We start from the raw sequence: 18321 nt of genomic DNA on the forward strand, positions 1-18321 counted from the left end.
GGGAGCCTCGATGACGCACGTGGCAGGGGCAGGGGGAGTGCGTGGCCGACTTTCAGGGCGTGGCCGGAGTGCGCGCGGCGGAAGCCAAGGCGCTGGCTGACTCGGGTCACTACCTCGGAGCCGTCTACTTGGCCGGTTACGTGGTCGAGTGTCGCTTGAAGACCTACTTGCAACTCAACGGTATCCGCTTCCCACGGGGCGGCAGCGAGGGGCACAACCTGCGAGGGTTGTGGCGGTCCGCCGAGTTCCCGCCACCGCGCGGCCATGCCGGCCTGTTCATCGCCCACTGGGGTACGGAACTGCGCTACGAGACCCGTTTGCCCGCCGAGGTGGACCCGAAAGACCTGCTCAAGGGCGGAAGGGAGCTGGCAAGCTGGGTGGCGACGCGTATCCGGCAGGCGAGCTCCCGACGAGGGACCGCCGGCCGTAGGTGGAACGAATCAGGAAGGCCGATGTGATGTCCGACCATGACTCCACTGAGAAGATCACGGCAGCCGTACGAGAGGTTGTTCCGTCGGCAGTGGTTCACGTGGTCCGTGACGCCGGAGGTCTCCTGGTGCGCGCCGAGAGCGACAGCTTCGGCCCGTGGACACCCGACGAGCGGAAGGCCAGGGTGGAGGCACAGCTCGACGGTGATGTGGTGCGCGAGGTGCACACCTGGGAACTGATCACGTCGGCGGAAGCCGAGTGGTACGGCGACTTGGGCCACACCGATGCCGATGATCGCGTGCCACACTGGACGTCCGCTCTGGAGCGCGCCCAGGATGCGAACCGCGCGCTGTCCACCGTGACCTTCGCCAGCGATCTGGACGAGGACCTCGACTCCGCGCCGGTCGTCACCTTCTACAGCCTGAAGGGCGGAGTCGGGCGCAGCACGGCACTGGTGTCGGTAGCGCGCCGTCTGAGCAGCGATCACGGGCTCACCGTCGTCTGCATCGACATGGACCTGGAGGCGCCCGGTCTCGACTCTCTCTTCGGGATCGAGAGCCAGGTCGACACCGACCAAGGCGTGGTGTCAGCTCTGCTGCACTACGAGTTCGGGGAACAGGGATCGGTGCTCAAGCACCTCATCCCGGTGGACGACGCGGGACGGTTGTACTGCATGCCCGCCGGCCGGATCGACAGTTCCTACGCCGCGCAGTTGCGGTCGCTTGAACCGGAGATCTGGTACCGGGAGCGGACCAACGCTCTGCATCGCCTCATCGACGAAGTACGTGAATCCAACCTGAGGCCCGATGTCATCCTGATCGACTCGCGCACCGGTGTGAGCCCTGTCGCCGCTCCTCTGCTGTTCGACGTGTCGGACATGGCGGTGATCTGCTTTCATCCGCATGCGCAAGCCCGGGCAGGCACCGAAATGCTGACCAAGGCCCTCTTGGGTGCCACCACGCGGCGCAGCACCGCCGACCGCGTCCTGACGCCCGAGCCGCGTTTCGTGGTGTCGCCGATGCCGCCCGGCATCAGCGCGACGCGCCTGGCCGAACGCGCCAAATCCTGGGTCGAGACGTGGACGGCGACCGCAGGCTCCCAGCGGCAGGATGCTCAGGCGCTGTCGGCCGAAGAGATCACGCACATGGTCCCGTACAACGCCGAGGTGGCTTTCGCCGACACGGTGAGCCCCTCCGGCAGTCGGCTGACCCCCTACGCACGTATCGCCGACTGGATCGTCCAGATCGTGCCCGAGCCCACGCCCACGCTGGCCATCCAGAACCAGACCTCCGCCAGCAAGGCCGAGGCGCTGCGGCAGCTGTCGTTCTCCACGGGTACGGCCGAGATCCTCGATCACGACGAGTTCTTGCAGGACTACGTCGTGACACGCCAGGTCAACGAGACGGCCGCCCCGGACGTGCCGTTGATCCTGGGCCGGAAAGGCACGGGCAAGACGGCCCTGTTCCGGTGGCTGGCGGCTGGAAAACTGGTCGGCTGGGAACCGGTGCTGGTGACGACGCCGAACCAGTACAAGGATCGCCCGGCCTGGTCCTTCGGGCCGGACAACTACGCGGCTGTCGGTGGTGCACTCGAACAGCGAGGTCTGGACTGGGGTTCCTTCTGGCAGGTGCTCATGGCTCTTGCCATCTACCGGTCCTACGCCCCGGCCTTGGAACACGGGGCTCCGCACCCGGCTCTCGCTGAACTGGGGGACGGCGACTTCGCGGTGACGCAGGCGGTCTTCGACGTTCTCGACGACCCCATGGGCCCGCTTCGGTGCGGAGACTGGCTGCGTCGTGTGGACGTCAACGGCGACCAGGGCCTCCTCCTGCTCTTCGACGGCTTGGACACGGCTTTCGGTCACTCGCCGGTTCAACGGTCGCGCAGGTCGGCCGCCATCGCCGGGCTGCTCACGAAGCAGGCGGACCTCGCGTCCCGCCTGCACAGGATTCGTCTCAAGGTTTTCGTAAGGCAGGACATCTGGCAGGGGCTGCGCTTCGAGAACAAGAGCCACTTCTTCGGTCTGTCCCGCCGTCTTCAGTGGGAGGACCGGGAGGACTACTTCAAGGTCGTGCTCAAGCGTGCCGTACGCGCCTCCGCCTTCGCGGATGTACTGGCTGTGCTCGATCCCGCTCTGTCCACGACGGAAGTGGCGGCCTGGAGCCCTGAACAGGTGGTCGTCGCCTGGAGTGCCCTGGTGGGCGAGCGCATGCGAGGCGAGCGCACGGCTTTCACGGCCAACTGGGTCTGGAACCGGCTCGCGGACGGCAACGGTGACCATTCGCCGCGTGCCCTGCTGCAGCTCTTCGCGGCCGCGCTGGACTGGGAGAGGGCGGAGGAGAAGCGCAGTGGTTACGACCGTTCCGTTCTCCGGCCACGCAGTCTCGCACTCAGCCTGGAGAGCGTGAGCGACAAGGCTCTGTCCGCCCTGCTCGACGAGGAGTTCCAGGAGCTCAGGGAGATGGCCGAGGCCTTGCGGGAGTACGGCCGGACGCCCGTCAGCGAGGATGCCCTGGGTGACATGGAGGAAGACCTCGTCGTGCTGGCTCAGGAGGCGGGACTGCTGGAGGCCCTCGACGGCGATGGGTCGGAGCGGTTGTTCAAGGTTCCGGATCTGTACCGGTGGGCACTTGGTGTGACCCGTCGCGGGCCGATGTAGGGGCTCGCGGCAGCGGCACGGGCGAGAAACAACGGGCCGGGCACGTGCGCGGTGAGGGCGGAAGCAGCCCTCACTCGAAGCCGTACCGCCGGGCCGACTCCTCCTCCTGGGCCAGCCGGCGCAGCGCCTGGAGCATCGGCTCGGTCAGCACGGCGCCGAGCACGGCCGTCTCCGCCTTCTCCGCCTCCGTGCGGTGCGTCTCCACGAAGTCCAGGTCGAGCCGGGCCGCCTCGTGCATCAACCGGGCGTACGAGGCGAGCAGTTCGGTGTCCCAGGCGTAGCCGATCCGGCGCAGCGCGGCGATCGCCACCACCAGCGAGCGGTAGGCGGGGGAGATCGTGGTCAGCAACTTCGCGCGGGACCACTCCAGCCGGTCCAGCAGCGCGTCCGCCTCCCGGTGCGCCGCCCGGACGAACTCGTCGTCCTCGTCCGGCTCCGGGACCTGCGGCAGCGCCCACAGGGCCGCGCCGAGCCGGAGGGTGCGGCCGAGGGAGTCGTCGTCCACGTGCCCCAGCACCTCGCGGACCGTCGCCACCGGCAGCCGGCCGACCTGGATCATCGCGCGCACCAGACGGAGCCGGCGCAGGTGCTCCTCGTCGTACTCCGCGGTCGTCGCGTTGACCTGGCGGCCCGGCGGCAGCAGGCCCTCGCGCAGGTAGTACTTGATCGTCGCGGCGGACACCCCGCTGCGTCTGCTGAGTTCGGCGAGCCGCATCCCTTGCGCCCCTTCTCGGATACCGGCACTATCCAAGCACCGGCCATTGGATAGCGCCGCTCACCGATAAGGGGGGAACCCATGGTGTCCCGTACGACCGCCGACGCGCGGGGCGAGGTCGTCGTCCTGCTGATCGGCATGCGCGTCAACCGTTTCCGGGCCGTCCACCTGTGGCTGCCCGTGCTGATCGCGATGATCCGCATGCTGCGGGAGCTGGAGCGCGACCCCGCCCGGGGCCTGCGCGCCAAGGTCCTGCTGACGGCCTCGCCGCGGACGTACTACGCCGTGCAGTACTGGGAGTCGAAGGAGAAGCTGTACGCCTACGCGACCGCGCCGGACGCCCTGCACCACCGGGCCTGGGCCCTGGTCAACCGCAAGGAGCGGCAGGGCGGGCTGCGCGGACAGGTCGGGATCTGGCACGAGACGTACGTCGTGCCGGAGGGCTCGTACGAGGCGGTCTACGGCGACATGCCGGCGTTCGGGCTGGCGGCGGCGCACGGACAGGTGCCGCTCGCCGCGCGGGGCCGGTACGCGAAGGACCGGTTCGCCCACCGCTCGGGAACGGACACGCGCCTCTAGAGACGGCCGGCCGCGGACGGACCTGTACCGGGGAAGGGTCCGCCGCGGCGTCGAGACGGGTTCCTTCCCGGCGGGGCCGTCCGCGCGGGCGGGGCCGGCCGTGCGCGGGGCAGTCTGTGCGGGCGGGGTCGTCCGTGCGTATGGGGCCGGCCATGCGCGGAGCCGGCCGTGTGCACACGGCGGTCCGTGCGGGCGGGGCTGGCCCTCCCGCGGGGCCGGCCGTGCGCTCAGGGCCCGCCCTCCGTCGATGCCGACGGTGGCGCCCGGCGGGGGCCGGCCCGTGCATGCGGCGGCCCGTGCGCGGGGCCGTCCGTGCCCGCGGGGCCGGTGGGGGCGTGCGGGGTGACGGTTTGGTCGGGCGCGCGGTCGGCCCCCCGGGGTCAGCCTGAGCGGCGCAGGGCCTCGGAGAGGCGGGTGGCCGCGTCGATGACCGCCTGGGCGTGCATCCGGCCCGGGTGGCGGGTCAGCCGCTCGATGGGCCCGGAGACGGACACGGCGGCCACCACGCGGTTGGAGGGACCGCGCACGGGCGCGGAGACGGACGCGACGCCCGGTTCGCGTTCGCCGATGGACTGGGCCCAGCCCCGCCGCCGTACGCCCGACAGCGCCGTCGCCGTGAAGCGGGCGCCCTGGAGGCCCCGGTGCAGGCGCTCGGGCTCCTCCCAGGCCATCAGGATCTGCGCCGAGGAGCCCGCCTTCATCGTCAGGGTGGAGCCGACCGGCACGGTGTCCCGCAGCCCGGAGAGACGTTCCGCCGCGGCCACACAGATCCGCATGTCGCCCTGGCGGCGGTAGAGCTGCGCGCTCTCGCCGGTGACATCACGGAGGTGGGTGAGCACGGGGCCCGCCGTCGCCAGCAGGCGGTCCTCGCCCGCCGCGGCCGCCAGCTCCGCCAGGCGCGGGCCGAGGATGAACCGGCCCTGCATGTCGCGTGCCACCATGCGGTGGTGTTCCAGGGCCACGGCCAGGCGGTGGGCCGTGGGTCGTGCCAGTCCGGTGGCTCCGACCAGACCCGCGAGGGTGGCCGGACCGGACTCCAGGGCGCTCAGGACGAGGGCCGCCTTGTCCAGAACGCCCACGCCGCTACTGTTGTCCATGCAACGATACTCACGTCTCACTCTGTGAAACGCAAGTTCAATTTTCCGTGGAACGCGCCACCCTGGAATCACACGACGGCCCGACGACCAGCGGGCCCGGCGGTGGACGCCCGGAATCACGACGTTCAGGGGCCCCCAGGTAGGGCAGCCACCGCCCCTCAAGATCTCTAGTTGGGTCGGTGGACGCTTGCCGGCCGGAGGGAAAGCGATGGGTAGGACACTCGCGGAGAAGGTCTGGGACGACCATGTCGTCCGGCGCGCCGAGGGCGAGCCCGACCTCCTCTACATCGATCTGCACCTGCTGCACGAGGTGACCAGCCCCCAGGCCTTCGACGGGCTGCGCAAGAGCGGGCGGAAGGTGCGCCGTCTCGACCTGACCATCGCCACCGAGGACCACAACACCCCGACCCTCGACATCGACAAGCCCATCGCGGACCCGGTCTCCCGCGCCCAGCTCGAGACCCTGCGCAAGAACTGCGCCGAGTTCGGCGTGCGGCTGCACCCGCTGGGCGACGTCGAGCAGGGCGTCGTGCACGTCGTCGGCCCCCAGCTGGGCCTGACCCAGCCCGGCACCACCGTCGTCTGCGGCGACTCGCACACCTCCACGCACGGCGCCTTCGGCGCGCTGGCGTTCGGCATCGGCACCTCCCAGGTCGAGCACGTGCTGGCCACCCAGACGCTGCCGATGGCCCGCCCCAAGACCATGGCGATCACCGTCGAGGGCGAGCTGCCCGACGGCGTCACCGCCAAGGACCTGATCCTGGCGATCATCGCGCGGATCGGCACCGGCGGCGGCCAGGGCTACGTCCTGGAGTACCGCGGCCCCGCCATCGAGAAGCTCTCGATGGAGGCCCGGATGACCATCTGCAACATGTCGATCGAGGCCGGCGCCCGCGCGGGCATGATCGCCCCGGACGAGACGACCTTCGCCTACCTCCAGGGCCGCCCGCACGCCCCCGAGGGCGCCGACTGGGACGCGGCCGTCGCGTACTGGAAGACCCTGCGCACCGACGACGACGCCGTCTTCGACGCCGAGGTCGTCATCGACGCCACGGAACTGTCGCCGTTCGTCACCTGGGGCACCAACCCCGGCCAGGGCGCGCCGCTTTCGGCGTCCGTCCCCGACCCGGCTTCGTACGAAGACGCTTCGGAGCGCCTGTCCGCCGAAAAGGCCCTGGAGTACATGGGGTTGGCGGCCGGACAGCCGCTGCGCAGCATCAGCGTGGACACCGTCTTCGTAGGCTCGTGCACCAACGGCCGCATCGAGGACCTGCGGGCCGCCGCGGACATCCTGCGGGACCGCAAAGTCGCCGACGGGGTACGGATGCTGGTCGTGCCGGGCTCCGCGCGGGTCGGTCTCCAGGCCGTCTCCGAGGGCCTGGATGTGGTCTTCAAGGAGGCCGGCGCCGAGTGGCGGCACGCGGGCTGCTCGATGTGCCTCGGCATGAACCCCGACCAGCTCGCCCCGGGCGAGCGCTCCGCCTCCACCTCCAACCGCAACTTCGAGGGCCGGCAGGGCAAGGGCGGCCGTACGCACCTGGTGTCGCCGCAGGTCGCGGCGGCCACCGCCGTCCTGGGCCACCTGGCCTCCCCGGCCGACCTGACCGACGTCCCCGCTGGAGTCCGATAACCATGGAAGCCTTCACCACCCACACCGGCCGGGCCGTCCCGCTGCGCCGCAGCAATGTGGACACCGACCAGATCATCCCCGCTCACTGGCTCAAGAAGGTCACCCGCGACGGCTTCGAGGACGGGCTGTTCGAGGCCTGGCGCAAGGACCCGGAGTTCATCCTCAACCGGCCCGAGCGGCAGGGCGCCACGGTCCTGGTCGCCGGCCCCGACTTCGGCACCGGCTCCTCCCGCGAGCACGCCGTCTGGGCGCTGCAGAACTACGGCTTCAAGACCGTGATCTCCTCCCGCTTCGCCGACATCTTCCGCGGCAACTCGCTGAAGAACGGCCTGCTCACGGTGGTGCTGGAGCAGCGCACCGTGGACGCGCTGTGGGAGCTGACCGAGCAGGACCCCACGGTCGAGGTCACCGTGGACCTCCAGACCCGTGAGGTGCGCGCCCCGGGCATCACCGCCTCCTTCGAGCTGGACGAGAACGCCCGCTGGCGGCTGCTGAACGGCCTGGACGACATCTCCCTCACGCTCCGGAACGAGGCGGACATCGCCGCCTACGAGTCCGGGCGCCCCGCCTACAAGCCGCGGACGCTCCCGGTCTGATCCGGCCGCCGGCCGGGCCCGCGAGGGTCGGGTTTCGGCCACCCCAACACTCCGTCTGTACCCCCGATCGCCACGATTGGGGGTACAGCCATGTCTGCCCCCGGACGGACCTGCGGTGATCTCCCCGCAGGGGCAACTCCCCACGTTAAAAAGGCCGTTGGCTGGGTAGGTGAGTGGTGCGTTCCGACCCGCCGCAAGTGCCTGGAAGGCCATTTGAGGCGGCAGTTACCACCCTGCGCAGGCGACAACTCGCCCCAGATGGCACAATCTGTGCATGGGACACGACGGCCAACTCCAGCTCTATACGGCGGTCGCGAACCAGCTCAAGGAAGCGCACTCCAAAGTGCGCGCACTGCAAGTCCCGGAGGGCGTACGGATGGCGCTGACCCGGAAGCTGCTGGTCATTACGGCCGCGGCCAAGCACGACCTGGCCGACGCGGCAAGGCGGCTCGACCGGTTCACGGCAGACCTCGACGCGGGTCGGATCCCCGGAGAGGACCACTGAACCGTCCGGTGCGGCCGAGTCCGTTGCGGCACAAGGGTGATAAGCCCGTTTCGTGTTTGATTTGCGGTATATATCTGCCTAACGTGCGAAAACGCTTGAACACTTTCGTTCTGGCAATGTCTCCGAAGGGGAAGACGTGAACAAGGCGCAGCTCGTGGAAGCGATTGCCGACAAGTTGGGGGGCCGCCAGCAGGCCGCCGACGCTGTCGATCATGTCCTGGACGCCATCGTCCGCGCGGTCGTCGCGGGCGAGCGGGTCTCGGTCACCGGCTTCGGGTCCTTCGAGAAGGTGGACCGCCCCGCCCGTTACGCCCGCAACCCGCAGACCGGCGAGCGGGTTCGGGTCAAGAAGACCTCCGTGCCGCGCTTCCGCGCCGGTCAGGGCTTCAAGGACCTGGTGAGCGGCTCCAAGAAGCTGCCGAAGGGCGGCGAGGTCGCCGTGAAGAAGGCGCCCAAGGGCAGCCTGTCCGGCCCGCCGCCCACCATCGCCAAGGCCGCCGGCAAGAAGGCCGCCGCCAAGAAGACGGCGGGTGCGGCGAAGAAGACCACGGCGAAGAAGGCGCCCGCCAAGAAGACCACGGCCACCGCCGCCGCGAAGCAGACCCAGGCCCCGGCGAAGAAGGCCCCCGCCAAGAAGACCACGGCGACCGCCAAGACCACCGCGGCCAAGAAGACCACCGCCAAGAAGGCCCCGGCGCAGAAGGTCACCGCGAAGAAGGCCCCGGCCAAGAAGTCGACGGCCCGCAAGACCACGGCCAAGAAGACGACCGCCCGCAAGGCGACGTCGTAAGGCCGCCAGGCACTCACGCGCCGGGCCGGACTCCCGTGGGGAGCCCGGCCCGCGGCGTGTGCGGGGACGGTTACAGGGTGTGCAGGGTGACGAGGGTGACCCGGGCGGCCTCGCCCTCGCCCTCGGTCTCGATCCGCACCCGCTGCCCGGGACGCAGCAGCAGCAGACCGCCGGCGTCGAACGCGGCGGCGCCGAACGGCACCGGGGTGCCGTCGTCGAGCAGCACCTGACCGCTGCGGGTCTGCGGGTCGTACGTGTACGCGGTCGCCTGCATGACGGCCAGCGTAGTGCCTCCCGCCGCACCCCGCCGGGCCCGTCCGCGGCCGCCCGCTCCCGTCACGGCCCCGGAATCAGCAGCCCCGCCGAGACCTTCGCCGTATACGGTCCGACGCCCAGCGCCAGCGCGGCGCGCAAGTCGTCCCCGGTGTCCACGTCCTGCCGTACCGAACCGACGCCCGCCGGCGAGAGTTCCGTCGCGCCCGACGCCCGGTGCCGGATACGGGAATCGGCGCCGAACGCGGGCCGCAGGGCCTGATCGCCGGCCGCCGTCAGCAAAGTCGTGCCCACTTCCGCGGCGTCCGGGAGAAATGCGCGCGGGAATTGCGCGGCCGAGTCCAGCACCCGGAACAGTTCGGTGGCGCGCAGCGCCGGCAGATCGGCGTTCAGGGCCGCCACCGCGGCGCCGGGACGGCCCTGGCGCACGGCCGCCGCGCCATGGGCCAGGGCGGCGTTCAGACCGGCGCCCGGAACGTCCGGGACGATCCGCGCGCCGAGCGCCGCCAGCTCCCGGCCGGCGAGTTCGTCGTCCGTGACGACCACCACATCCGACACCGCCGCGCAGGCCAGCGCCGCCGCCACGGTGTCCTGCGCGAACGCCAGCGCCAGAGCCGGGCGCACCCCGTCGTCCGCGGTGTCCGCCAGCCTGCTCTTCGCCCGGGCCAGGGGCTTCAGGGGGATGACCAAGGTCCACTGCACCGGCGTACCGTCCCTCTCTTGTCGCGTTCATTGTCCCCCGGGCCATCCGGTCCGACGGGAGGCGGGGCGTACGGTGTTCTCGACAGACCGGCGGCCCGGGGCCAGACTTGTGCGGCCCCCGCCGGGGTGGCAGTCCTAGAGGAAGGTGTCCTTGTGCCCCGCCGCAGAATCGGCTTCTGGTACCGCTTCGCCGCGGTGATCTGCAAACCACTGCTGGTGGTTCTGATCAAGCGGGACTGGCGTGGAATGGAGCACATTCCGGCCGAGGGCGGATTTATCACCGTGGTGAACCACAATTCCCACGTGGACCCCTTCGCATACGCGCACTATCAGTACAACACCGGACGGGTTCCGCGATTCCTGGCGAAGAGCGGGCTTTTCAAGAAAGGATTCGTCGGCGCCGCCATGCGCGGCACCGGACAGATCCCCGTCTACCGTGAGTCCACGGACGCGCTCAGCGCCTTCCGGGCCGCCATCGACGCCGTGCAGCGTGGCGAGTGCGTCGCCTTCTACCCCGAGGGCACCCTCACCCGCGACCCGGACGGCTGGCCCATGACCGGCAAGACCGGCGCCGCCCGGGTCGCCCTGGAGACCAGGTGTCCGGTCGTCCCGGTCGCCCAGTGGGGCGCCAACGAACTGCTGCCGCCGTACGCCAGGAAGCCGGACCTCTTCCCGCGCAAGACCCACCGCGTGCTGGCCGGCCCGCCGGTGGACCTCTCCCGTTTCTACGGCCGGGAGATGACCCCGGACGTGCTGAAGGAGGCCACCGAGGTCATCATGGCGGCCATCACCCGCCTGCTGGAGGAGATCCGCGGCGAGAAGGCGCCCGACAAGCCGTACGACCCGCGCCGGGAACGGATCGAGCAGCGCCGCCGCACCCAGGCCCAGGCACGGGCGCAGGCCCAGGCGCAGGAACAGGCGCGGACCCAGGCCAGGCAAGCGGAAGGGCAGAGCAAGTGAGCGAGCCTGTGCGGGCGGCCGTCATGGGCACCGGATCGTGGGGCACCGCCTTCGGCATGGTGCTCGCCGACGCCGGCTGCGACGTGACCCTGTGGGCCCGCCGGCCGGAGCTGGCCGAGGCGGTCAACTCCACCCGGACCAACCCCGACTACCTGCCCGGCGTGGCCCTTCCGGAGAACCTGCGTGCCACCGCCGACGCGGCCGCGGCGCTGCGGGACGCGGACTTCACCGTGCTCGCCGTCCCCTCCCAGACGCTGCGCGCCAACCTCGCCGGCTGGGCCCCGCTGCTCGCGCCGGACACCGTCCTCGTCTCCCTGATGAAGGGCGTCGAACTCGGCTCCACCATGCGCATGAGCGAGGTCGTCGAGGACGTCGCCAAGGTCGGCGCCGACCGCATCGCGGTGGTCACCGGACCCAACCTGGCCCGCGAGATCGCCGCCCGCATGCCCGCGGCGGCCGTGGTGGCCTGCACCGACGAACAGGTCGCGCGGCGGCTCCAGGCCGCGTGCCACACGCCGTACTTCCGGCCGTACACCAACACCGACGTGGTCGGCTGCGAACTCGGCGGCGCGGTCAAGAACGTCATCGGGCTCGCCGTCGGCATCGCCGACGGCATGGGGCTCGGCGACAACGCCAAGGGCTCGCTCATCACGCGCGGCCTCGCCGAGACCACCCGGCTCGGCCTCGCGATGGGCGCCGACCCGCTGACCTTCTCCGGACTCGCGGGCCTGGGCGACCTGGTGGCCACCTGCTCCTCGCCGCTGTCGCGCAACCACACCTTCGGCACCAACCTCGGCAAGGGCATGACCCTGGCGGAGACCATCGCGGTGACCCGGCAGACCGCCGAGGGCGTCAAGTCCTGCGAGTCCGTGCTCGATCTGGCCCGCCGGCACGGTGTCGACATGCCCCTCACCGAGACGGTCGTCGGCATCGTGCACGAGGGCAAGTCGCCGGTCGCCGCGCTCAAGGAGCTGATGGCGCGCAGCGCCAAGCCCGAACGGCGCTGACCGGCCCGCCCGGGCCCCGCCAGGGGGCCGTCCGCGACGCTGCGCGACCATCCGTGCGACGCTGAGCGACGGCCCCGCAGCGCGCGCTGACTTGCCGCCTGCCTCCGGGTACTCTCAACCCGATATGAGCACCGAGAACCTTCCCCAGAGCCCCGAGCAGCCGTCGCGCAAGCCGCGCGTGGCCGTCGTGTTCGGCGGACGCAGCTCCGAACACGGCATCTCCGTGGTCACCGCCGGCGCCGTCCTCAAGGCCATCGACCGGACGAAGTACGACGTCCTGCCGATCGGTATCACCACGGACGGCCGCTGGGCCCTGACGGCCGACGAGCCGGAGCGGATGGCCATCACCGACCGCCGCACCCCCAGCGTGGACCAGCTCGCGGAGTCCCACGAGGGTGCCGTGGTGCTCCCCGTCGACCCCACCAGCCGCGAGGTCGTCTACAGCGAGCCCGGCTCGGTGCCCAAGGCGCTCGGCGAGGTCGACGTGGTCTTCCCGGTGCTCCACGGCCCCTACGGCGAGGACGGCACCCTCCAGGGCCTGCTGGAACTGTCCGGCGTGCCGTACGTGGGCTCGGGCGTGCTCGCCTCGGCCGTCGGCCAGGACAAGGAGTACATGAAGCGGGTGCTCGCCTCCTTCGGGCTCAAGGTCGGCCCGTACCTGGTGATCCGGCCCCGCGAGTGGCAGCGCGACGAGGCCGCGGCCCGCAAGCGGATCGTCGACTTCGCGGGCGAGCACGGCTGGCCGCTGTTCGTGAAGCCGGCGCGCGCGGGCTCCTCCATCGGCATCACCAAGGTCGACGGCCTCGCCGGACTGGACGAGGCGATCGCCGAGGCCCAGCGCCACGACCCGAAGATCCTGGTCGAGGCCGCCCTGCGGGGCCGCGAGATCGAGTGCGGCGTCCTGGAGTTCGAGGACGGCCCGCGCGCCTCCGTGCCGGCCGAGATCCCGCCGCCGGACGCGCACGCGTACTACGACTTCGAGGCCAAGTACATCGACTCCACGCCCGGTGTCGTCCCGGCCCCGCTGACCGCGCAGGAGACCGCCGAGGTGCGCCGGCTCGCGGTCGAGGCGTTCGAGGCGGCCTCCTGCGAGGGCCTGGTCCGCGCCGACTTCTTCCTCACCGAGGACGGCGAGTTCGTGATCAACGAGATCAACACCATGCCCGGCTTCACGCCGATCTCGATGTACCCGCAGATGTGGCAGGCGGCCGGGGTCGCCTACCCCGAGCTGATCGACCGCCTGGTGCAGTCGGCGCTGAACCGGCCGACCGGGCTGCGCTGACCGCCCGCCGGTCAGTGCCGCATGGAGGCGAGCCCCTCGGGGATCGCCTTCTGCACGGCCGGCGCCAGGTCCTGCAGCACCTGCGTGCTGTCGTCCGCCCCGGACAGCTCCTTGTCCAGCGTCACCTGCACATACGCGCGGCGTCCGGACGTGGTGAACCGCCACGTCCCGTCGTCCTGCTTCTCCATCAGCCAGTCGACGTCGCCGACCCCGCCGCCGATGGCGTCCGGGTCCTCGCCCCGGGCCACCTTCGGATCGACCATCTTCGGCGGCCGGACGATGCCGCAGCGCAGTATGATCGCCGGGCTTCCCCAGCCCGCCGTGTAGGCGGACCGGGGCTCGGGGTCCCGGCGGGCCCGCCCGTCCACCTTGCGGGGCAGCACCTTCGCCAGGTCCCGGCACAGCGGGGCGGTTCTCGCGTCGGGGGTGGGTACCGGCACGGTGGCGCCGTGGTCCGCCGCGGAGCAGCCGGCGACCGCGAGGAGCAGCGCCGGCGCGAGCAGGCCGAGAGGCCGGTGACGGAAGATGTTCACCGGCCAAGCGTAGACGGGGGCTACAGATGCACGACCGGGCAGGTCAGGGTGCGCGTGATGCCGTCCACTTGCTGGACCTTGGCGACCACCATGCGGCCGAGTTCGTCGACCGTCTCTGCCTGGGCGCGCACGATCACGTCGTACGGACCCGTCACGTCCTCGGCCTGGAGCACTCCAGGGAGCTTGCCGATCGTGTCGGCGACGGTCGACGCCTTGCCGACCTCCGTCTGGATCAGGATGTACGCCTGTACCACGGAACCTCCAGGGCGGCCACGAGGATCATGTGGGGGAAAGGAACGCCACGGTATCGCGTCGCCGCCGCCCGCGGGGAGACCCGCGGGACGCGGGCTTGCGCGCCCGGGTGCGGACACGGCGGACAGACGGTCACCTGGACCGTACGGACGGTCGTCACGTCCGCGCCGACGGCCGGCGCGACCACGACGACGGACACCTCGACCGTATCGGGGACACTGAAGACGCGCGACCGGGCACGGCACGGGAGAGAAGGGGAGCCAAGGCACATGAAGGGCACTGTCGGTGAGCTAGGGGAGTTCGGGCTCATCAGGGAGCTGACCTCCCGTCTCACCACCACCGCGGCGGTCCGGGTCGGCCCCGGAGACGACGCCGCCGTGGTGGCCGCGCCCGACCGCCGGGTGGTGGCGAGCACCGACATCCTGCTGGAGGGCCGGCACTTCCGCCGCGACTGGTCCACGGCCTACGACGTCGGCCGCAAGGCCGCCGCGCAGAACCTCGCCGACATCGCCGCGATGGGCGCGGTGCCGACCGCGCTGCTGCTCGGCCTGGTCGTCCCGGCCGAACTGCCCGTCGCCTGGCCCACCGAGCTGATGGACGGCCTGCGCGACGAGTGCCAGGTCGCCGGCGCCTCGGTGGTCGGCGGCGACGTCGTACGCGGCGACACGATCATGGTGTCGATCACCGCGCTCGGCGATCTGCGCAACCACGAGCCGGTCACCCGCGCGGGCGCCCAGCCCGGCGACCTCGTCGCCGTCACCGGCTGGCTCGGCTGGTCCGCGGCCGGGTACGCGGTGCTCTCCCGCGGCTTCCGCTCGCCGCGCGCCTTCGTGGAGGCCCACCGGCGCCCCGAGCCGCCGTACCACGCCGGGCCGGCCGCCGCCGCGCTCGGCGCCACCGCGATGTGCGACGTGAGCGACGGCCTGATCGCCGACCTCGGGCACATCGCCGAGTCCAGCAAGGTCCGCATCGACATCCGGTCCGCCGCGATCGACATCCCGACCCAGATGCACGACATCGGCCAGGCCGTCGGCGTCGACGCGCTCCAGTGGGTGCTGACCGGGGGAGAGGACCACGCGATCGTGGCCACCTTCCCGCCGGACGTGAAGCTGCCGGCCCGCTGGAAGGTCATCGGCGAGGTCCTCAACCCCTCCGCGCTGCCCCAGGTGACGGTCGACGGGGCGCCCTGGACCAGCAAGGGCGGCTGGGACCACTTCGGGGACATCGAGTCGTGATCCCCCGGGTGCTCACGGTGGCGGGCTCGGACTCCGGCGGCGGCGCCGGCGTCCAGGCCGACCTGAAGACGATGCTCGCGCTCGGCGTGCACGGCATGAGCGTGCTCACCGCGGTGACCGCGCAGAACTCCCTGGGCGTCCAGGGCGCCTGGGAACTCCCGGTGGCGGCGGTCCGGGCGCAGTACCGCAGCGTCGTGGACGACATCGGCGTGCAGGCCGTGAAGACCGGCATGCTGGCCTCCGCGGAACTGGTCGAGGAGGTCGCCGACCTGATCGCCGGCACGGACGCGCCGGCCGTGGTGGACCCGGTGGGCGTCTCCAAGCACGGCGACGCGCTGCTGGCCGCCTCCGCCCTGGACGCCGTACGCACCAGGCTGCTGCCGGCGGCGACCGTCGCCACCCCGAACCTCGACGAGGTGACCCAGCTCACCGGGGTGCGCGTGCGCGACGAGGACGACCTGCGGCGGGCCGCGGCGGCCGTGCTGGCGTACGGGCCGCGCTGGGTGCTGATCAAGGGCGGGCACCTGGCCGGGGACGCCGTGGACCTGCTCACCGACGGCAGCGCGGAGTATCTGCTGCGCGCGCCCCGCTACGACAACCGGCACACCCACGGCACCGGCTGCACCCTCGCCTCCGCGATCGCCTGCGGCCTGGCCCGGGGCCGGTCCGTGCCGGAGGCGGTCACGGCGGCCAAGGAGTACGTCACCGGGGCGATCGCCGCCGGGTTCGCCCTCGGCGCCGGTATCGGCCCGGTGGACCACGGCTGGGCGCTGCGCCGGGACCCGTCCTGACGGCACGGCAAAAAGCCGGCCCACCTCTCGGTGGACCGGCTCAGTGCAGCGAACCAGCAGGCAGTGGCCGCGCGCTCAGCTGTAGCGTCAGCGCGAGACCTTGCCGGCCTTGATGCACGAGGTGCAAGCGTTCACGCGCTTCGGCGTCCCGCCGACCACGGTACGCACACGCTGGATGTTCGGGTTCCAGCGGCGGGGCGTACGGCGGTGCGAGTGCGAGATGTTGTTGCCGAAGCCCGGCCCCTTGCCGCAGACGTCGCAGTTGGCAGCCACGGGTCACTCCAAAGACTTCAGATGCACTTACGGTTGATCCCGGCATGCCGGGATCAAGATCCCACGAATGGGATCTGAGTGGCGGTGCCAGGGGAATGGCCCGATCGGATCGGGCAACCGGAGCAGCATACAACGACTGCGTCCGTTCAACGAAACTACCATGTCGGCCCAGGTCCCCGCCCCGGCCCGCTTCCGGAAGCCACCGGTCCGGGGTCTACGCTGCGTCCACGTCCAGCCAGCTCAGGGAGGCGCAGGTGGCGCAGGTGCCGCAGACATTCCTCGACGCTCCCGCGGTGCGCACCTGGTGCGGTCTGGCGCTGAGGGAACTGGGCCGGGCCCGCGAGGAGATCGACGCGATCAACGTCTATCCGGTGGCGGACGGCGACACCGGGACGAACCTGTACCTGACCGTGGAGTCGGCGGCGACGGCCGTGGAGGCGGTGTTCGCCGGGTACGGCACCGGCGGCGCGGAGCCCTCCCTCGCGGACGCGGTGCGTGCGATGGCCCACGGGGCGCTCATCGGGGCCCGGGGCAACTCCGGGACGATCCTCGCGCAGTTGCTGCGCGGGATGGCGCAGGTGCTCGCCGCGTCCGGTGACGCCTCCCGCGCCGACGGCACCGGACTGCGGCTGGCCCTGCGCCGGGCCGCCGACTCCGCCCGGCAGGCCGTGGCCCACCCGGTCGAGGGCACCGTGCTCACCGTGGCCTCGGCCGCCGCCGACGCCGCCGAGACGGCCGACGGCGACTGCCGGACGGTCGCGCGGGCCGCCTACGAGGGCGCGCGGACGGCCCTGGCGGCGACACCGGACCAGTTGACCGTGCTGCGGCGGGCCGGCGTGGTCGACGCGGGCGGCCGGGGGCTGGTGGCGGTGCTCGGGGCGCTGGTGGAGGCGTGCACGGGAGAGGCGGTGGGGCCCGCTCCGTCCCGGGGCGGGAGCGCCGGGCACCCGCGTGTGCCGGACCTGTCCGCCGCCGGTCCGGAGGAGACCGGCGCCGGAGGGACCCGCGCCGGGGCGGCCCACGGCCTCGCGGAAGCCGGCGTGACCGGGGCCGGCGGGTCCGACTGCGCCGGGGCGGCCGGGACCGGCGGGCCCGCCTTCGAGGTGATCTACCTGCTGGAGGCGGGTGACGCGGCCGTGGCCCGGCTGCGCGCCCGGCTCGATGCCCTGGGCGACTCGCTGGTCGTGGTCGGCGGCGACGGCCTGTGGAACGTCCATGTGCACGTCGACGACGCCGGCGCCGCCGTGGAGGCCGGGGTGGAGGCGGGACGGCCGTACCGGATCAGGATCACGCACTTCGGGCACGGCGACGCGCACACCGGCCGCGAGCGCCCGCCCCGCGAACGCGCCCAGCGCGCGGTCGTCGCCGTCGTACCCGGCGAGGGCCTGGCCGGGCTGTACGCCGAGGCCGGCGCGACCACCGTCCTCGCCCGCCCCGGCGAGCCGCCGGCCAGCGGCGAGCTGGTGCAGGCGCTGCGGCGGGCCCACGCCCGCGAGGTGGTGCTGCTGCCCAACGACGCCGAGCTGCGCCACACGGCCGCCGCGGCGGCCGAGCAGGCCCGCACCGAGGGCATCCGGGTGGCCCTGATCCCGACCCGCTCGGCGGTCCAGGGCATCGCCGCGCTCGCCGTGCACGAGCCGGGGCGCCGGTTCGACGAGGACGTGGTCCAGATGACCTCGGCGGCGGGCGCCACCCGGTACGGCGAGGTCGTCGTCGCCGAGCACCAGTCCTGGACGACGGCCGGCATCTGCCAGGCCGGGGACGTCCTCGGGCTGATCGACGGAGACGTGGCGGTGATCGGCGCGGACGTCACCGCCACCGCCCGCACCGTCCTGGACCGCATGCTCCAGGCCGGCGGCGAACTGGTCACGCTGGTCGTCGGCGAGGAGGCACCGGACGGCGTCGCCGGGCACCTGGAGGCCCGGGTGCGGGATTCCTACCTGGCGGTGGACACGGTGGTGTACCACGGCGGCCGCCAGGGAGCGCTGCTGCTCGTCGGCGTGGAGTGAGCGC

General features: G+C 72.0%; 20 protein-coding genes. 13 read left to right on the top strand and 7 right to left on the bottom strand.

The features are described from left to right. Positions 1 to 41: 41 nt before the first annotated feature. Entirely contained in the window at positions 42 to 458 is a 417-nt protein-coding gene (locus ACZ4SV_RS29850; RefSeq protein ID WP_468007894.1) for a HEPN domain-containing protein, read from the top strand. After that, a complete protein-coding gene (locus ACZ4SV_RS29855; protein ID WP_468007896.1) occupies positions 458 to 3088 on the top strand; it encodes a tyrosine-protein kinase family protein in 2631 nt (876 codons plus the stop codon). Before ACZ4SV_RS29850 ends, ACZ4SV_RS29855 begins: the two co-directional genes overlap by 1 nt. A gap of 70 nt (positions 3089 to 3158) precedes the next feature. On the opposite strand, the gene ACZ4SV_RS29860 is transcribed toward ACZ4SV_RS29855, so the two are convergent. Beyond that, positions 3159 to 3803 (bottom strand): MerR family transcriptional regulator, encoded by a 645-nt coding sequence (locus tag ACZ4SV_RS29860; protein WP_468007898.1) that lies wholly within the window; start codon positions 3801 to 3803, stop codon positions 3159 to 3161. Positions 3804 to 3884: 81 nt separating this feature from the next. On the opposite strand from ACZ4SV_RS29860, the gene ACZ4SV_RS29865 reads away from it, so the two are divergent. Next, positions 3885 to 4382 carry a DUF4188 domain-containing protein gene (locus ACZ4SV_RS29865; RefSeq protein WP_397970222.1) on the top strand — a complete coding sequence of 166 codons (498 nt, stop codon included), beginning with the start codon at positions 3885 to 3887 and terminating at the stop codon, positions 4380 to 4382. Positions 4383 to 4762: 380 nt separating this feature from the next. Here ACZ4SV_RS29865 and ndgR read toward each other — a convergent pair whose 3' ends face one another. After that, the gene (ndgR, locus tag ACZ4SV_RS29870) at positions 4763 to 5479 is read right to left on the bottom strand and encodes an IclR family transcriptional regulator NdgR (RefSeq protein ID WP_365883002.1); all 717 of its coding nucleotides are present in this window, start codon (positions 5477 to 5479) and stop codon (positions 4763 to 4765) included. A gap of 208 nt (positions 5480 to 5687) precedes the next feature. Between ndgR and leuC the strand changes: the two genes are divergently transcribed. From leuC to ACZ4SV_RS29890, 4 genes are all read left to right on the top strand, one after another. Continuing rightward, positions 5688 to 7109: a 3-isopropylmalate dehydratase large subunit gene (gene leuC / locus ACZ4SV_RS29875; protein ID WP_365883001.1), complete on the top strand. Its 1422-nt coding sequence runs from the start codon at positions 5688 to 5690 to the stop codon at positions 7107 to 7109. 2 nt (positions 7110 to 7111) lie between these two features. After that, on the top strand, positions 7112 to 7705 hold the full coding sequence (gene leuD, locus ACZ4SV_RS29880) for a 3-isopropylmalate dehydratase small subunit (protein WP_365883000.1): 594 nt from the start codon (positions 7112 to 7114) through the stop codon (positions 7703 to 7705). Between the two features lie 274 nt (positions 7706 to 7979). Continuing rightward, positions 7980 to 8210 carry an SCO5555 family protein gene (locus tag ACZ4SV_RS29885; RefSeq protein WP_365882999.1) on the top strand — a complete coding sequence of 77 codons (231 nt, stop codon included), beginning with the start codon at positions 7980 to 7982 and terminating at the stop codon, positions 8208 to 8210. 136 nt (positions 8211 to 8346) lie between these two features. Next, the gene (locus ACZ4SV_RS29890; protein WP_468007902.1) at positions 8347 to 9000 is read left to right on the top strand and encodes an HU family DNA-binding protein; all 654 of its coding nucleotides are present in this window, start codon (positions 8347 to 8349) and stop codon (positions 8998 to 9000) included. 70 nt (positions 9001 to 9070) lie between these two features. Here the strand turns inward: ACZ4SV_RS29890 and ACZ4SV_RS29895 are convergent, their stop codons facing one another. Continuing rightward, entirely contained in the window at positions 9071 to 9274 is a 204-nt protein-coding gene (locus ACZ4SV_RS29895; protein ID WP_365882997.1) for a hypothetical protein, read from the bottom strand. A gap of 62 nt (positions 9275 to 9336) precedes the next feature. Then, positions 9337 to 9975, bottom strand: a complete 639-nt coding sequence (gene cofC, locus ACZ4SV_RS29900) for a 2-phospho-L-lactate guanylyltransferase (RefSeq protein ID WP_468007904.1) — start codon at positions 9973 to 9975, stop codon at positions 9337 to 9339. Positions 9976 to 10128: 153 nt separating this feature from the next. Here cofC and ACZ4SV_RS29905 point away from each other — a divergent pair, with 153 nt between their 5' ends. From ACZ4SV_RS29905 to ACZ4SV_RS29915, 3 genes are all read left to right on the top strand, one after another. Next, positions 10129 to 10935, top strand: a complete 807-nt coding sequence (locus tag ACZ4SV_RS29905; protein ID WP_468007906.1) for a lysophospholipid acyltransferase family protein — start codon at positions 10129 to 10131, stop codon at positions 10933 to 10935. Next, positions 10932 to 11942, top strand: a complete 1011-nt coding sequence (locus tag ACZ4SV_RS29910; RefSeq protein ID WP_365941719.1) for an NAD(P)H-dependent glycerol-3-phosphate dehydrogenase — start codon at positions 10932 to 10934, stop codon at positions 11940 to 11942. Before ACZ4SV_RS29905 ends, ACZ4SV_RS29910 begins: the two co-directional genes overlap by 4 nt. 124 nt (positions 11943 to 12066) lie before the next feature. Continuing rightward, complete coding sequence (locus tag ACZ4SV_RS29915; protein ID WP_468007908.1) at positions 12067 to 13224, top strand: D-alanine--D-alanine ligase family protein; 1158 nt, start codon at positions 12067 to 12069, stop codon at positions 13222 to 13224. A gap of 11 nt (positions 13225 to 13235) precedes the next feature. On the opposite strand, the gene ACZ4SV_RS29920 is transcribed toward ACZ4SV_RS29915, so the two are convergent. Beyond that, complete coding sequence (locus ACZ4SV_RS29920) at positions 13236 to 13757, bottom strand: DUF3515 domain-containing protein (RefSeq protein WP_468007910.1); 522 nt, start codon at positions 13755 to 13757, stop codon at positions 13236 to 13238. Positions 13758 to 13777: 20 nt separating this feature from the next. After that, positions 13778 to 14011 carry an Lrp/AsnC family transcriptional regulator gene (locus tag ACZ4SV_RS29925; RefSeq protein WP_365883330.1) on the bottom strand — a complete coding sequence of 78 codons (234 nt, stop codon included), beginning with the start codon at positions 14009 to 14011 and terminating at the stop codon, positions 13778 to 13780. A 267-nt stretch (positions 14012 to 14278) separates the two neighbouring features. On the opposite strand from ACZ4SV_RS29925, the gene ACZ4SV_RS29930 reads away from it, so the two are divergent. Further along, on the top strand, positions 14279 to 15244 hold the full coding sequence (locus ACZ4SV_RS29930) for a thiamine-phosphate kinase (RefSeq protein ID WP_365883334.1): 966 nt from the start codon (positions 14279 to 14281) through the stop codon (positions 15242 to 15244). Next, positions 15241 to 16035: a bifunctional hydroxymethylpyrimidine kinase/phosphomethylpyrimidine kinase gene (gene thiD, locus ACZ4SV_RS29935; protein WP_468007913.1), complete on the top strand. Its 795-nt coding sequence runs from the start codon at positions 15241 to 15243 to the stop codon at positions 16033 to 16035. The genes ACZ4SV_RS29930 and thiD overlap by 4 nt, the downstream gene beginning before the upstream one ends. Positions 16036 to 16122: 87 nt before the next feature. Here thiD and rpmB read toward each other — a convergent pair whose 3' ends face one another. Further along, positions 16123 to 16308 carry a 50S ribosomal protein L28 gene (gene rpmB / locus ACZ4SV_RS29940; RefSeq protein WP_004924906.1) on the bottom strand — a complete coding sequence of 62 codons (186 nt, stop codon included), beginning with the start codon at positions 16306 to 16308 and terminating at the stop codon, positions 16123 to 16125. Between the two features lie 254 nt (positions 16309 to 16562). Between rpmB and ACZ4SV_RS29945 the strand changes: the two genes are divergently transcribed. Beyond that, the gene (locus tag ACZ4SV_RS29945) at positions 16563 to 18317 is read left to right on the top strand and encodes a DAK2 domain-containing protein (RefSeq protein WP_468007915.1); all 1755 of its coding nucleotides are present in this window, start codon (positions 16563 to 16565) and stop codon (positions 18315 to 18317) included. Positions 18318 to 18321: the final 4 nt, after the last annotated feature.

Source organism: Streptomyces sp. NPDC027672 (assembly GCF_055566335.1).

What these genes read in the sequence shown, in the direction of transcription:
- ACZ4SV_RS29855 (WP_468007896.1), top strand. Translation starts at nt 458, where the DNA reads ATGTCCGACCATGACTCCACTGAGAAGATCACGGCAGCCGTACGAGAG.
- ACZ4SV_RS29860 (WP_468007898.1), bottom strand. Translation starts at nt 3,803, where the DNA reads ATGCGGCTCGCCGAACTCAGCAGACGCAGCGGGGTGTCCGCCGCGACG.
- ACZ4SV_RS29865 (WP_397970222.1), top strand. Translation starts at nt 3,885, where the DNA reads ATGGTGTCCCGTACGACCGCCGACGCGCGGGGCGAGGTCGTCGTCCTG.
- ndgR (WP_365883002.1), bottom strand. Translation starts at nt 5,479, where the DNA reads ATGGACAACAGTAGCGGCGTGGGCGTTCTGGACAAGGCGGCCCTCGTC.
- leuC (WP_365883001.1), top strand. Translation starts at nt 5,688, where the DNA reads ATGGGTAGGACACTCGCGGAGAAGGTCTGGGACGACCATGTCGTCCGG.
- leuD (WP_365883000.1), top strand. Translation starts at nt 7,112, where the DNA reads ATGGAAGCCTTCACCACCCACACCGGCCGGGCCGTCCCGCTGCGCCGC.
- ACZ4SV_RS29885 (WP_365882999.1), top strand. Translation starts at nt 7,980, where the DNA reads ATGGGACACGACGGCCAACTCCAGCTCTATACGGCGGTCGCGAACCAG.
- ACZ4SV_RS29895 (WP_365882997.1), bottom strand. Translation starts at nt 9,274, where the DNA reads ATGCAGGCGACCGCGTACACGTACGACCCGCAGACCCGCAGCGGTCAG.
- ACZ4SV_RS29915 (WP_468007908.1), top strand. Translation starts at nt 12,067, where the DNA reads ATGAGCACCGAGAACCTTCCCCAGAGCCCCGAGCAGCCGTCGCGCAAG.
- ACZ4SV_RS29930 (WP_365883334.1), top strand. Translation starts at nt 14,279, where the DNA reads ATGAAGGGCACTGTCGGTGAGCTAGGGGAGTTCGGGCTCATCAGGGAG.